This is a genomic window from Flavobacterium hibernum, assembly GCF_000832125.1.
GTDB lineage: Bacteria > Bacteroidota > Bacteroidia > Flavobacteriales > Flavobacteriaceae > Flavobacterium > Flavobacterium hibernum.
This window is the reverse complement of the sequence record NZ_JPRK01000007.1, coordinates 139,549-153,892: the sequence shown is the minus strand read 5'-3', so window position 1 is coordinate 153,892 and position 14,344 is coordinate 139,549. Positions and strand designations below refer to the sequence as shown.

Sequence of the window (14,344 nt, the reverse complement as noted above, 5' to 3'; positions counted from 1 at the left end):
TTAGGACTGAAAACTGGCACTGAAAACTGAATACTAGTAAAGACGTTCTTAAATTTTCTTAAAATAAATCAAAATTTACTTGTCTTTTTCAGTAAAAAATTTATTTTTGCACAAACTAAACAGATAACAGATGTATTGGACATTAGAATTAGCATCTTATTTAAGTGATGCCCCATGGCCTGCTAACAAAGACGAACTTATTGACTACGCTATTAGAGCTGGTGCTCCATTAGAAGTAGTAGAAAACCTTCAGTCAATCGAAGATGAAGGAGAGATATATGAATCAATGGAAGAAATTTGGCCAGATTATCCAACAGACGAAGATTATCTTTGGAACGAGGATGAATATTAAAAAATAAACCAAAGAAAAAAGTCTCATCATAGAGGCTTTTTTTTTGGTTCAAATACACATTTACATAAAATAGAAATACAATAAATCATGAGTTTCATAAACAGTATTATTAAAGTCTTTGTAGGTGATAAATCACAGAAAGATGTCAAAGCTTTACAGCCCTATTTAAATAAAATTAAAACATTCGAAACCAGCTTAATGGCTTTGTCTCACGACGAACTAAGAGCTAGAACCGTATATTTTAAAGAAAAAATAAAAGAATCAAGAGCTGATAAAGATGCTAAAATCGCTTCGCTTAAAGCAGAAGTAGAAAATATTGAAGACATCGACAAAAGAGAAGATCTTTATGATGCTATTGACTCTCTTGAAAAAGAAGCATACGAAATCTCAGAAAAAACTTTATTAGACATTCTTCCTGAAGCTTTTTCTGTTGTTAAAGAAACAGCTCGTCGTTTTAAAGACAATTCTTTTATTGAAGTTACTGCAACTCCAAAAGACAGAGAATTTTCGGCTTCAAAAACTTACGTTACTATTGAAGGTGAGAAAGCTACTTGGGCAAACAAATGGAATGCTGCTGGTAAAGAAATCACTTGGGACATGATTCATTATGATGTTCAGTTGATTGGTGGTATGGTTTTGCACGAAGGTAAAGTTGCCGAAATGCAAACAGGTGAAGGTAAAACTTTGGTTGCTACACTACCTCTTTACTTAAACGCTTTAACTGGAAACGGAGTTCACTTAGTAACTGTGAATGATTACTTAGCAAAACGTGATAGTACATGGAAAGCGCCTTTATTCGAATTTCACGGTTTAACTGTTGATTGTATCGATAATCACCAACCAAGTACTGAACAAAGAAAAAAAGCATACGACGCCGATATCACTTACGGAACCAATAACGAATTTGGTTTTGACTATCTAAGAGATAACATGGCACACTCTCCTAGCGATTTAGTGCAAAGAAAACACAATTATGCAATTGTCGATGAGGTCGATTCTGTATTAATTGATGATGCTAGAACACCACTTATCATTTCAGGTCCGGTTCCTCAAGGAGATCGTCATGAATTTAATGAGTTAAAACCAAAAATCGAAAACTTAGTTGCTCAACAACGTCAATTAGCAAATGGTTTCTTATCTGAAGCTAAAAAGTTAATCAAAGAAGGAAACACTAAAGAAGGTGGTTTCTTATTATTGAGAGCTTACAGAAGTTTACCTAAAAATAAAGCATTAATTAAATTTTTAAGTGAAGAAGGAATCAAACAATTGCTTCAAAAAACTGAAAATCAATACATGCAAGATAACAATCGCGAAATGCATAAAGTGGATGAAGCTTTGTATTTTGTAATTGAAGAAAAAAACAATCAAGTTGAATTGACTGACAACGGTATCCAATACCTTTCAGGAGATACTGATGCTGACTTTTTCGTACTTCCTGATATTGGAACTGAAATTGCTGCGATCGAAAAACAAAAATTGGATAAAGACGCTGAAGCAGAAGCTAAAGAAAGATTGTTCCAGGATTTTGGAGTAAAAAGCGAGCGTATCCACACACTTACTCAACTTTTAAAAGCGTATGCTCTTTTTGAAAAAGATGTAGAATACGTTATCATGGACAACAAAATTATGATTGTCGATGAGCAAACTGGTCGTATCATGGATGGCCGTCGTTACTCTGACGGTTTACACCAAGCGATCGAAGCTAAAGAAAATGTAAAAATCGAAGCTGCTACACAAACTTTTGCAACCGTTACATTACAGAATTATTTCAGAATGTACAGCAAATTAGGTGGTATGACTGGTACAGCGGTTACAGAAGCTGGAGAGTTATGGCAGATTTATAAATTAGACGTTGTTGAAATTCCAACTAACCGTCCGATTTCAAGAATAGATAAAGAAGATTATATATACAAAACAACAAGAGAGAAATTTAATGCTGTAATTGAAGATGTAACTGAATTATCAAACGCAGGAAGACCAGTATTAATTGGAACAACTTCTGTGGAGATTTCAGAATTATTAAGCCGTATGTTGAAAATGAGAGGCGTTACACACAACGTTTTGAATGCTAAAATGCACAAACAAGAGGCTCAAATTGTAGAAGAAGCAGGTAAAGCCGGAGTTGTAACTATTGCAACAAACATGGCTGGTCGTGGTACCGATATTAAATTATCTCCAGAAGTAAAAGCTGCCGGAGGTTTAGCAATCGTTGGTACAGAGCGTCATGATTCTCGTCGTGTAGACAGACAGTTACGTGGTCGTGCAGGACGTCAGGGAGATCCGGGAAGTTCTCAATTTTATGTTTCTCTTGAAGATAACTTAATGCGTTTATTTGGTTCTGAAAGAGTGGCTAAAGTTATGGACAGAATGGGACTTCAGGAAGGTGAAGTTATTCAACATTCAATGATGACTAAATCTATCGAGCGTGCTCAGAAAAAAGTAGAAGAAAACAACTTTGGTGTTCGTAAACGTTTATTAGAATATGATGACGTAATGAACTCTCAACGTGAAGTAGTGTACAAACGTCGTCGTCACGCATTATTTGGTGAGCGTTTGAAACTGGATATTGCAAATATGTTGTATGATACTTGCGAGTTAATCGTGAGTCAAACTAAACCAACAAATGATTTCAAAAATTTCGAATTTGATTTGATTCGTTATTTCTCTATCACCTCTCCAATTGCAGAAGCTGATTTCTTGAAATTATCTGATAACGAAATTACTGGAAAAATATACAAAGAAACTTTAGCATTCTACACAGAAAAAACTGAACGTAGTGCGAGAGAAGCTTTCCCAATTATTAAAGGAGTTTACGAAGAGCCAAACAATCATTTTGAACGTATCGTAGTTCCATTTACTGACGGAATCAAAACTTTGAATGTTGTTACAGATTTGAAAAAAGCTTATGAAAGCCAAGGTGCTCAATTAATTGCTGATTTCGAGAAAAACATTACTTTATCGATTGTTGATGAAGCTTGGAAAAAACATTTACGTAAAATGGACGAATTGAAACAATCTGTTCAATTAGCCGTTCACGAACAAAAAGATCCATTACTTATCTACAAATTAGAAGCATTTAATTTGTTTAGAGGAATGTTAGACAACGTTAATAAAGAAGTTATTTCATTCTTGTTTAAAGGTGATTTACCAGCTCAAAACGTTACTTCTGAAATTCACGAAGCAAAAGAAGTTCGTCAAAAAGAAAACTTCAAGTTAAGTAAAGATGAAATTGTAAACAGCGAAGAAATCAACCGCGAAGCTGGAGAAACACAACAACGTCAGGTTACAGAAACCATTGTGAGAGATATGCCAAAAATTAACCGTAATGATACTGTAACAGTTCAGGAAGTTGCAACTGGCAAAACTGAAGAAATGAAATTTAAAAAAGCAGAATCTTTAATCGCCTCTGGCGCTTGGGTTCTTGTTAAATAATATTTTTTTTTAGTTTACAGTATTCAGTCGCAGTGACAGTTTACATTAATGCTGAAATACTTAATATTACATATCAAACCCGACAGGTCTTAAAGATCTGTCGGGTTTCTTTTTTTAAATAGTTTGCACACTGAATACTGAGAATGCGACTGAATACTGTAAACTGCGACTAAAAAACTTTTATGTTAAATGACAAAAATCATAATATTTAAAAAGAATAAAATGTACTTTTGCATTCGAAACAACGAAACAACTCTTGAAGAAGTTTTTTATCATATTACTTTCATGTATGCTATTAGTGCCATCATTTGGCAGTTTCTTTGTTTATACTTCATTCAAAATAAATCAGGATGAAATTACAAAAACCATTTGTGTACAACGAAAAATGGTTTTTAATACATGTAACGGCCGTTGTGAACTTCAAAAAAGTTTAAAAAAATACGCCGATAACGAAAAGAAAATGCAAAACAACCTGAAAGAAAAAGCAGAGATTGTTTACATTCAAAATACCTTCACAACAGAATACAAATTAGTAGCACCTATTCAATCTAAAGCAAATCTTTTTGCTTCATTAGATGCAAAACCAATTGCAGTTTCTATCGCTACTTTTCGTCCTCCATCCTATTTTATATAATTTTTTAAATCAGATTTCATTTTCATAACTGAAATCATTTTTCATTGTTTTAAAATCAATGAAAAAGCGTTTACGCACCTTTTACATTTAAAAATTAAATTATATAAAATTCATAAAATGAAAAATACTTTATACAGAGCATTTGCTATTGTAACACTTTCTATCGCTCTAGTTTCATGTTCAAACGACGATAATCAAGAAGTTTCAGGAAACGGAAAACTAATTTTAGAGTTCGATAATGCTTACGGCTCAAACGATCTTATTTTAAACACTCAAGGAAATACAACTTCTAATAACGAAGTACTTAAAATTAGTTTAGTAAAATACATTATTAGCAATGTGGTTTTAACTAAAGCTGACGGAACTACTTTTACGTATCCAAAAAGCAAAAGCTATTTTATTGCTGACGAAGCAACTGCTGCCGGACGCGAATTTGAACTTACAGATGTTCCTGCCGGAGATTATGTAAAAGTAAAATTTGGAATTGGAGTTGATGAAGATCAATGGAAATTAGGCGCTTCGGGTCAGGGAGATTTTCTTGCTAAAGCAGATGCTGCAGGTATGATGTGGTCTTGGGCTGCGGGCTACAAATTTCTGGCTTTCGAAGGTACTTTTACTTCGCCAACCGTTACTACTCCAACATCTTTTATGATTCATACCGGAAAAACCGGAACAGATTATAATTACACCGAAGTTACTGTAGATATGCCAACAAAAGCTTTGGTACGTACTACAATTACTCCAGAAGTTCACTTGATTACAGATCTTTCTAAAATCATTGATGGTAAAAACAAGATCAAACTTTCAGACAACAACATGGGCGGAATGGGCGCTATGATTATGGGTGGAGCAAATTTGCCTTTAATTACCCAAAACATCAGCGCTATGTTTAGAGTAGATCACGTACACAACGACTAATTATTTTCAGGAGCACAAAAGTTATGTTTTAGCAAAAACAACAATTCCTTCTATAAGTATTTAGATTAAATACCTTTTGTGCTTCTAAAAAAATCAAAGAAATCATGCTGAAAATAAAATATTTTCTATGGTTGATGATTCCGTTGTTGTGGAGTTGCTCTGATCAGGACGACGAATATGTAAATATTCCTTTAGAATTTACTGTTCCGTCAAATTTTCCTGCTTTAGCGTATAACATTACACAGAATCCGCCAACAGAAAAAGGGTTTGAACTGGGAAAAAAACTGTTTTATGACGGACGTTTAGCCTCTGACGGAGTAGTTTCCTGCGGCTTTTGCCACATTCAAGCCAATGCTTTTACACACCACGGACACACTGTAAGTCATGGTGTAGACAACGCTCAAGGAACTAGAAATACACCATCAATTCAAAATCTGGCTTACCAAAGTGTCTTTATGTACGACGGAGCCTCAGATCATTTAGACTTGCAACCACTTATTCCGCTTAAAAGTATTATTGAAATGAATGGCGATTTGAATGCTATTTTAAAAATGATGAAAGCAGACAAAGACTATAAAAAACTATTTGGCCAGGCCTTTGACGATGGCGCAATTACAACCGAAAATATGCTGAAAGCGCTTTCGCAATTTATGGTTATGGTTACCTCATCTAACTCAAGATTTGACAAATTCAGGCGAAATGAAACTGGCGGAAGTTTATCAACCGATGAATTGGCTGGATACGATTTATTTAAATCTAAATGTGCCTCATGTCACGCAACAGATTTACAAACTGATAATTCGTTTCGCAATAATGGTTTGGCTGTAAACCCAATGGTTAATGATATTGGACGTTATAGAGTAACAGAACTGGCGAGTGATTATTATAAATTTAAAGTGCCAAGTTTGCGAAATGTAGAAGTTACTGGTCCTTATATGCACGATGGACGATTTGGAACTCTTGAAGGAGTTTTAGATCATTATGCTAGCGGAATTGAGGATTCTCCGACTTTAGATCCAATCTTGAAACAAAATGGAAAATTTGGAATTACTCTTTCAGCAAGCGAAAAACAACAAATAATTGCTTTTCTAAAAACACTGACAGATAATCAGTATTTGACTGATAAACGTTTTTCTGAGTTTTAAAAAAACATCACTAAAATTTGTCATTTCGACGAAGGAGAAATCACACTAGAAACTCTTTAAAAAAAGTGCCAATCTTTGTCGACCAACAAGTGTGATTTCTCCTTCGTCGAAATGACAAGATTGTGTTATCATGAGTAGTAAAAAATAAATTTATAATGAAAACTGAAGTCCTAGCCCCGATAGAGGCGGTATCCTTTTTTGAGGCGATTTTTCTTCGCCTTAAAAAAGATATAGCCGAAAGCGGGATTAGCTTCTAAAAAAAATAATTAAAATGAAAAAAATAATAGTTATCTGCACTTTATTCATTGGTTTTTCGGCCTTTAGTTCTACAGTAAAAGATAGTATTTCGACTTTTACTTTTCAGCGTTTGGCAATGATGGAAGATTTTGACTGCGATGCTTGCGGTTGCTCTGCAAGTGGCGGAAGTATGGGTTTTGGTTCGATGCTAAACAATAATTTTGTAGGCTTACGATACATGAAACAAAGTTATACGAGTCGCGACGGAATCTTTGCCAACTCTCCGTGGATTGACGAAAATTTTAATACAATTCAGGCTTGGGCAAGAATTCCTGTGACAGATAAAATTCAAATTTCGGCATTAGTTCCATATCATTTTAATGACCGAAAATTAACTGCCGGAACCGAAAGTATTCAGGGTTTGGGCGATATTACCGTAATGGCATTGTATACGGTTTTTGAAACAAAGAAAGACAGCACTTTTTTTACGCATAAAGTAAATCTTGGTGGAGGTGTAAAACTTCCGACAGGAAAATTTACAGAGGCGAATAATTTAGGAAGTGTCAACCAGAGTTTTCAGTTAGGAACCGGAAGTTGGGACTTTCCGTTGATTTCTGAATATGTAATTAAGCACAAAAATCTAGGATTAAACACAACTTTAAATTACATTTTTAAAACTGAAAACAGTAAAAATTACCAATACGGTGATCAATTTAATTATGCTGGAACATTCTTTTATTTGTTCGATTTAAAATCGGTTCAAATTGTTCCGCAAGCTGGTTTGGCTGGCGAAATGTATCAAACGAACAGACAACATAATTTGGATTTACCTAATACTGCCGGTGATATCTTGTTTGGAAAATTTGGTATTGAAGCCGGAAAAGATAAATTTTCGGTTGGAATAAATGCTATGCTGCCTATTAGTCAAAATCTTTCTAACGGAAATATGGAAGCTAATTATAGATGGAGTGTAAATTTGAATTATACTTTATAGAAAAGGTTCAAAGTTGCAAAGGCACAAAGTAACAAAGGCTTTTTAGTTACGAATTACACAAATTTTTAAACTATTTTAATTAGTGAAAATTTGTGTAATTCGTGGCTAACTTTTATCTAGGATTTTCTTCGTAATATCTAACTTCAATTCGTTTTATATCTTTAATTGAATTTCTTGCCCAAGACAAACGTTTTTCCAAAATTTCTTCGTTGGATAAATGCCAATCGATATCTGAATTGCGTAATCGGTTTGTTAAGTTCTGAATAATGATGGCTGCCGAAACAGAAATATTTAAACTCTCTGTAAAACCAACCATTGGTATTTTTAGAAAACCATCGGCTTTTTCCAGAATTTCTTCAGATAAACCATCTCTTTCTGTCCCAAAAAATAGTGCACTTGGTTTAGTAATATCGAAATCCTCCAGCAAACAATCATTTTCATGTGGCGTTGTTGCAATAATTTGATATCCTTGATTTTTTAAAGTCGAAATACAATTGGTAACCGAGTCAAACTGGTTAATATCGACCCATTTTTGAGCACCCATTGCAATTTCTTTGTCAATTTTTTTTCCGTAACGCTGCTCGACAACATTTAATTCCTGTATTCCAAAAACTTCGCAGCTACGCATAACTGCGCTTGTATTGTGCATCTGAAAAACATCTTCGACTGCAATTGTAAAATGTTTGGTACGATTCCCGAGTACATTCAGGAATCTCTCCTTGCGATTATCTGTTAGTATATTTTCGAGAAAAGCGAGGTAATCTAAATCAATCATTATTTATTTTTTTATTACTAAGTATTTTCTTTATTACATCATATAATACAAAAGTATTCCAATCTTCTTTATATGAATATCCTCTATTAATTTCTATTGGGTTTGCTTTAGAATAAATAGAAAAATATGAATTGAATAATCTAAATCTCAAATCATCCCAAGAAATTAGTACTTTTTCTTGTTTCATCAATTTTGAAACAGCTATTATAACACCTTCAGGATTAATAACAACATCTCCAATATAGAAACATTCTCCTGCTTCAAATTCTTGCAAAAAGTCATTGACTTGTTTGGTAAAATATAAATCCCAAAGGGTATTAATGATACTGACGTATAGATTATGCTTTTCTTTTTTCTTTATTCCTAAATAAGAATTGAACTTAATTTTTAAAACTTCATTATTGTAGTTTCTAATGTAGAATTGGTATTCGCGACCAAAAACAAAGTAGTACTTAAACCAATTAACACCACATCGAAAATCTTTGATATCAGAAGCTTTAAAAGATGTAAAACTATTATTTACTAAATCTTTATCTTCAAAATGAATAAATTCAGGATGAAGATGCAAAGGTCTGTAATAATTATCTAAAAAACTTCTTTTAATCTTTACTTTAAGTTCAGCAGCCAATTTTGAGGTTATTTAATATTGGCTAAAATAAGTATTTAGTTTGAAAAATTTAGCATTTGATTATCTTTGAATTCATTCCATAAAATATCAGAATATGAAAATACCAGCAATTAAAAAAATCGAACTTTCTGAAATTTCCAAGTTACAGAAAATAGGTAGAGAAACATTTTATGAAACTTTTGCCGGAGATAATTCTGAGGAAAATATGAAAGACTATTTAGATGAAAAATTTGCAATTGGCAAACTAACAACAGAATTATCAAATCCTGATTCTGAATTTTATTTTGCACATATCGATGATCAAATTCTTGGATATCTAAAAGTGAATTTTGGAGAAGCGCAAACAGAATTGAAAGATAAAGAGGGCTTAGAAATAGAACGTATTTATGTTTTACAAGAATTTCACGGACTAAAAGTGGGACAGCTTTTATACCACAAAGCTTTACAAATTACCAAAGATGCTGACTTAAAATATATTTGGTTAGGCGTTTGGGAAGAAAATTTAAGAGCGCAGAATTTCTACAAAAAGAATGGTTTTGTAGCATTTGACAAGCATATTTTTGTTTTAGGCGATCAAAAACAAACCGATTTATTAATGAAACTAACTTTGAAATAATAAAATGAAGAAGAAATTAGTAGTTTTAACCGGAGCAGGAATTAGCGCCGAAAGCGGCATTAAAACTTTTCGTGACAGCGACGGATTATGGGAAGGTCATGATGTTATGGAAGTTGCAACTCCCGAAGGTTGGCGCAAAAATCAAGAATTGGTTTTAGATTTTTACAACAAACGCAGAGCACAACTCAAAGAAGTAAAACCAAATTTAGGACATCAAATTTTAGCCGAATTAGAACAAGATTTTGATGTACATATTATTACTCAAAATGTAGATGATTTACACGAACGTGCCGGAAGCACAAAGGTTTTGCATTTACATGGAGAATTACTAAAAGTACGAAGTACTCAAAATCGAGATTTGATTCTGGATTGGAACGACGATTTATATACGGGCGATCTCGACAAAAACGGACATCAATTACGACCACATATTGTTTGGTTTGGCGAAGATGTTCCGGCACTTGAAGAAGCAATATCGATTGTTGAAAAAGCAGATTATTTCGCCGTTATTGGAACTTCACTACAGGTATATCCTGCGGCTGGATTAATTTCATATACTTACAGTATTACACCTGTTTTTTACATTGATCCAAAGCCAATTGCGATTCCAAACATTCAAAACAAAGTTGAAGTTATTGCTAAAATTGCTTCAGAAGGAGTTTCGGATTTAAGAGATCGATTAAAATCAATTTAAAACTACGAATTGACTATTTGATGACCTCTAATCGCTAAATTCTGTTTATATTTGCACCTTTCGAAAAACAACATAACAATGACTACTTTAAACGAATTGAATGCTATATCTCCTATTGACGGAAGATATAGAAGTAAAACTCTTTCTTTGGCGCCTTTTTTCTCAGAAGAAGCCTTAATAAAATACCGCGTATTAGTTGAAGTTGAATACTTTATTGCTTTGTGCGAAGTTCCTTTACCACAACTTCAAGGCGTAAATTCAAATTTATACGACAGTTTACGAAACATTTACAAAAATTTCTCGACTGAAGATGCGCTTTGGATTAAAGAAACTGAGAAAGTAACCAACCATGACGTAAAAGCAGTTGAGTACTTTATTAAAGATGCTTTCGAAAAATTGGGTTTATCTCAATACAAAGAATTCATTCACTTCGGGTTAACATCTCAGGATATTAATAACACTGCAATTCCGCTTTCTACAAAAGATGCGTTTGAGCAAGTTTATATGCCTTCTTTAATTACTTTAATTTCTAAATTAAAAGAATTAAGTGTAGAATGGAAAGACATTCCAATGTTAGCACGTACACACGGACAACCTGCATCTCCTACTCGTTTGGGTAAAGAAATTTTGGTTTTTGTGGAGCGTCTTGAAGAGCAAATGCGTTTGTTGTTCAACATTCCGTTTGCAGCTAAATTTGGTGGAGCAACTGGAAACTACAATGCACATCATGTTGCTTATCCACAAATCGACTGGAAACAGTTTGGTAATAAATTTGTAGAAACAGATCTTGGTTTACACCACTCTTTCCCTACAACACAAATTGAACATTACGATCACTTTGCAGCATTTTTTGATGCTTTAAAAAGAATCAACACCATTATCATCGATTTAGATCGTGATATCTGGACATATGTTTCAATGGATTATTTTAAACAAAAAATCAAAGCAGGAGAAATTGGTTCCTCTGCAATGCCACATAAAGTTAACCCAATTGATTTTGAAAACTCTGAAGGCAACTTAGGAATTGCTAATGCGATTTTCGAACACCTTTCGGCTAAACTTCCAGTTTCAAGATTACAACGTGATTTAACTGACAGTACTGTTTTACGTAACATTGGAGTTCCAATGGGACACACTATTATTGCTTTTGAAGCTTCTTTAAAAGGATTGAATAAATTACTTTTAAACGAAGCTAAATTTGCCGAAGATTTAGAAAGAAACTGGGCTGTAGTTGCAGAAGCAATTCAAACCATCTTACGTCGTGAAGCATATCCAAACCCTTACGAAGCTTTAAAAGGTTTAACAAGAACTAATGAAGCTATTGATAAAAAAGCAATTCATAATTTTATTGCAACTTTAGAAGTTTCTGATGCTGTTAGAGCCGAATTAATGGCAATAACTCCTAGTAATTACGTAGGAATTTAAAGAAAACCTAAAATATTTTCTCAAAAAAAGCTATCTTTATCGATAGCTTTTTTTATTTACAAATCTTGTTAGGAAATTACCCCAGAGTGCAATGAAAAGCTTTTTAAGAAAAAGCTTGAAGTAGAAAGCTGGATTAGCTACTGAACAACAAATACCACTTTATGATTGCCTTAAACGCCGCTGCAGAAACTACACACCATTTACAACCACTTATTAGCGACTTAGGATTAATCCTGATGACCGCTGGAATAGCTGTTTTAATATTTAAAAAGCTAAAACAACCTCTTGTTTTAGGATATTTGATCGCAGGTTTTTTAGCAGGTAATCATTTTGACTTTTTTCCGTCTATAACAGATATGAAAAGTGTTGAAGTTTGGGCTGAAATTGGGGTTATCTTTTTGCTGTTTAGTTTAGGACTCGAATTTAGTTTTAAGAAATTGATGAAAGTAGGCGGAACGTCCTCGATAACCGCCATAACCCAGATTTTATTCATGACACTCATTGGTTATTGTGTTGGTCAATGGATGGGATGGTCGAAAATGGATAGTATATTTCTTGGAGCAACGCTCTCGATTTCGTCAACCACTATTATTATTCGGGCCTTTGATGAACTTGGTGTAAAAGGAAAGAAGTTTGCCGGAATTGTATTTGGTGCTTTAATCGTCGAAGATATTGTGGCTATTTTGATGTTGGTTTTATTATCGACAATCGCAGTTAGCGATCAGGTTTCGGGCGGTGCATTATTACAGTCGGTTTTAAAATTAGTATTCTTTTTGATTATATGGTTTTTGGGCGGAATTTTTATTATTCCAACAATCCTTAAAAAAGCAAAACATCTATTAACAGACGAAATGTTGCTTATTATCTCGTTAGCATTATGTTTAATGATGGTTATGTTTGCCGCAAACGTTGGCTTCTCGCCTGCTCTTGGTGCTTTTATTATGGGATCTATTATTGCAGAAACCACTCAGGCCGAAAAAATAGAGCATTTAATTCAGCCAGTAAAAGATTTATTTGGTGCTGTTTTCTTTGTATCGGTGGGTATGTTAATTAACCCTGATACTTTGATTACTTATATGTTGCCGGTTGCACTTATAACGCTTCTAACTATTTTCGGGAAAGCATTTAGTTCATCAATTGGAGCTTTACTTTCTGGACAGCCACTTAAACAATCTGTACAAACTGGTATGAGTTTGGCGCAAATTGGGGAGTTCTCGTTTATTATCGCTACTCTTGGAATGACGTTAAAGGTAACGAGTGATTTTTTATATCCAATAATTGTGGCAGTATCAGCAATAACAACTTTTACAACTCCATTTTTAATCAAATACTCTGATCCTTTTTCAGGATATTTAGAACGAAAACTACCCAAAAAATGGATTAAAAACATCAACCGTTATAGTTTGAATGCCCAAGCTATAAAATCTGTTAGCACTTGGCAAATTGTACTTCGTGCTTCTATAACGCAAATCATATTACACACAATAATTATAACGGCTATTATTCTATTGTCATCAAAATTTGTCGCTCCTTTAGTAGCAGAGACTCGTTTTGGAAATACTTTGGCTGCATTAATTACTTTGGTTATAATTGCGCCATTTTTATGGGCTCTTTCTTTACGACGCGTTAAGGTGAGTGAAGTCGAAACATTATGGGAAGAACGAAAATATCGTGGTGCGCTTTTAATGCTAATTTTAATTAGAATGAGCCTTGGTTTGTTTTTCGTTGGATTTTTATTAAATATCTTCTTCTCTCCTTTGGTTGCTTTTGTGGCTTTAATTATTGCGATTGGGGCTTATCAATTGTTTCCAAAGAAATTAAATGAGCAATATCATAAAATTGAAAATCACTTTTTAAAGAATCTAAACGATCGTGAAAACAAAAAAATAGACAGAAGATATGCCAATCTAATGCCTTGGGATGGTCACATGTCTATTTTTGACATTGGTAAAGAATCAAATCTTGCAGGCAAAACCCTAGAGGAATTGCGCATTAGAGAAAATCTGGGTATTAATATTGCCTTTATTAGACGAGGCGAAATCACGATTCCTATTCCAACAAAAAATGAGCGTTTATTTCCTGGCGACGAGATTTGCGTTATTGGTACAGATGAGCAAATTTCTCAATTCACCACTTATTTACAGAATGAAGTCGAAGCTGCAAAAAATGTTGATGAATCTGAAATCGTATTACGTCAGCTTGAAATTTCTGGTGAAGATTTTGTACAAAAAAGTATTGGACAATTTAGAGCAAAAACTGGTGGTCTTGTGGTAGGAATTGAAAGAAATGGTAATCGTATTTTAAATCCTGAATCGCATTTAATCCTAGAAAACAATGATATTGTTTGGGTAGTTGGTGACAAAAAACGAATGAACGAGTTAACTAAAAAGAGCGTTAATATTCCAATATAAAAAGCTACTAAGGTACTAAGTTTCTGAGGTACTGAGTTTTTTTATAAAAACTGCAATCTTAGAAACTTAGTAACTCAGCAACT

The 14,344-nt window shown here is 33.7% G+C and carries 12 protein-coding genes; 10 read left to right on the top strand and 2 right to left on the bottom strand.

Translation table 11 applies throughout. From position 1 onward, the window contains the following. The first annotated feature begins 130 nt into the window (after positions 1-130). The 6 genes from IW18_RS07960 to IW18_RS07935 all read left to right on the top strand — a co-directional run bounded on the left by IW18_RS07960 (position 131) and on the right by IW18_RS07935 (position 7,712). Positions 131-352, top strand: a complete 222-nt coding sequence (locus IW18_RS07960) for a DUF2795 domain-containing protein (protein ID WP_007138072.1) — start codon at positions 131-133, stop codon at positions 350-352. A gap of 87 nt (positions 353-439) precedes the next feature. Next, on the top strand, positions 440-3,784 hold the full coding sequence (gene secA, locus IW18_RS07955) for a preprotein translocase subunit SecA (protein ID WP_041517064.1): 3,345 nt from the start codon (positions 440-442) through the stop codon (positions 3,782-3,784). 256 nt (positions 3,785-4,040) lie between these two features. Further along, positions 4,041-4,418, top strand: a complete 378-nt coding sequence (locus tag IW18_RS07950; RefSeq protein WP_240475541.1) for a hypothetical protein — start codon at positions 4,041-4,043, stop codon at positions 4,416-4,418. A gap of 117 nt (positions 4,419-4,535) precedes the next feature. Further along, on the top strand, positions 4,536-5,336 hold the full coding sequence (locus IW18_RS07945; protein ID WP_041517062.1) for an MbnP family protein: 801 nt from the start codon (positions 4,536-4,538) through the stop codon (positions 5,334-5,336). Positions 5,337-5,440: 104 nt separating this feature from the next. Beyond that, entirely contained in the window at positions 5,441-6,481 is a 1,041-nt protein-coding gene (locus IW18_RS07940; RefSeq protein ID WP_041517061.1) for a cytochrome-c peroxidase, read from the top strand. A gap of 271 nt (positions 6,482-6,752) precedes the next feature. Further along, positions 6,753-7,712: a transporter family protein gene (locus IW18_RS07935; protein WP_041517060.1), complete on the top strand. Its 960-nt coding sequence runs from the start codon at positions 6,753-6,755 to the stop codon at positions 7,710-7,712. Positions 7,713-7,824: 112 nt separating this feature from the next. On the opposite strand, the gene IW18_RS07930 is transcribed toward IW18_RS07935, so the two are convergent. Further along, on the bottom strand, positions 7,825-8,487 hold the full coding sequence (locus tag IW18_RS07930; RefSeq protein WP_041517059.1) for a TrmH family RNA methyltransferase: 663 nt from the start codon (positions 8,485-8,487) through the stop codon (positions 7,825-7,827). After that, complete coding sequence (locus IW18_RS07925; protein WP_041517058.1) at positions 8,480-9,115, bottom strand: hypothetical protein; 636 nt, start codon at positions 9,113-9,115, stop codon at positions 8,480-8,482. Before IW18_RS07925 ends, IW18_RS07930 begins: the two co-directional genes overlap by 8 nt. A 94-nt stretch (positions 9,116-9,209) precedes the next feature. Here IW18_RS07925 and IW18_RS07920 point away from each other — a divergent pair, with 94 nt between their 5' ends. The 4 genes from IW18_RS07920 to IW18_RS07905 all read left to right on the top strand — a co-directional run bounded on the left by IW18_RS07920 (position 9,210) and on the right by IW18_RS07905 (position 14,261). Then, positions 9,210-9,731: a GNAT family N-acetyltransferase gene (locus IW18_RS07920; protein WP_041517057.1), complete on the top strand. Its 522-nt coding sequence runs from the start codon at positions 9,210-9,212 to the stop codon at positions 9,729-9,731. A 4-nt stretch (positions 9,732-9,735) separates the two neighbouring features. Beyond that, positions 9,736-10,425, top strand: a complete 690-nt coding sequence (locus IW18_RS07915) for an SIR2 family NAD-dependent protein deacylase (protein WP_041517056.1) — start codon at positions 9,736-9,738, stop codon at positions 10,423-10,425. A 78-nt stretch (positions 10,426-10,503) separates the two neighbouring features. After that, positions 10,504-11,850 carry an adenylosuccinate lyase gene (purB, locus tag IW18_RS07910; protein WP_041517055.1) on the top strand — a complete coding sequence of 449 codons (1,347 nt, stop codon included), beginning with the start codon at positions 10,504-10,506 and terminating at the stop codon, positions 11,848-11,850. Positions 11,851-12,011: 161 nt separating this feature from the next. Continuing rightward, on the top strand, positions 12,012-14,261 hold the full coding sequence (locus tag IW18_RS07905) for a cation:proton antiporter domain-containing protein (protein ID WP_041517054.1): 2,250 nt from the start codon (positions 12,012-12,014) through the stop codon (positions 14,259-14,261). Positions 14,262-14,344 lie beyond the last annotated feature (83 nt).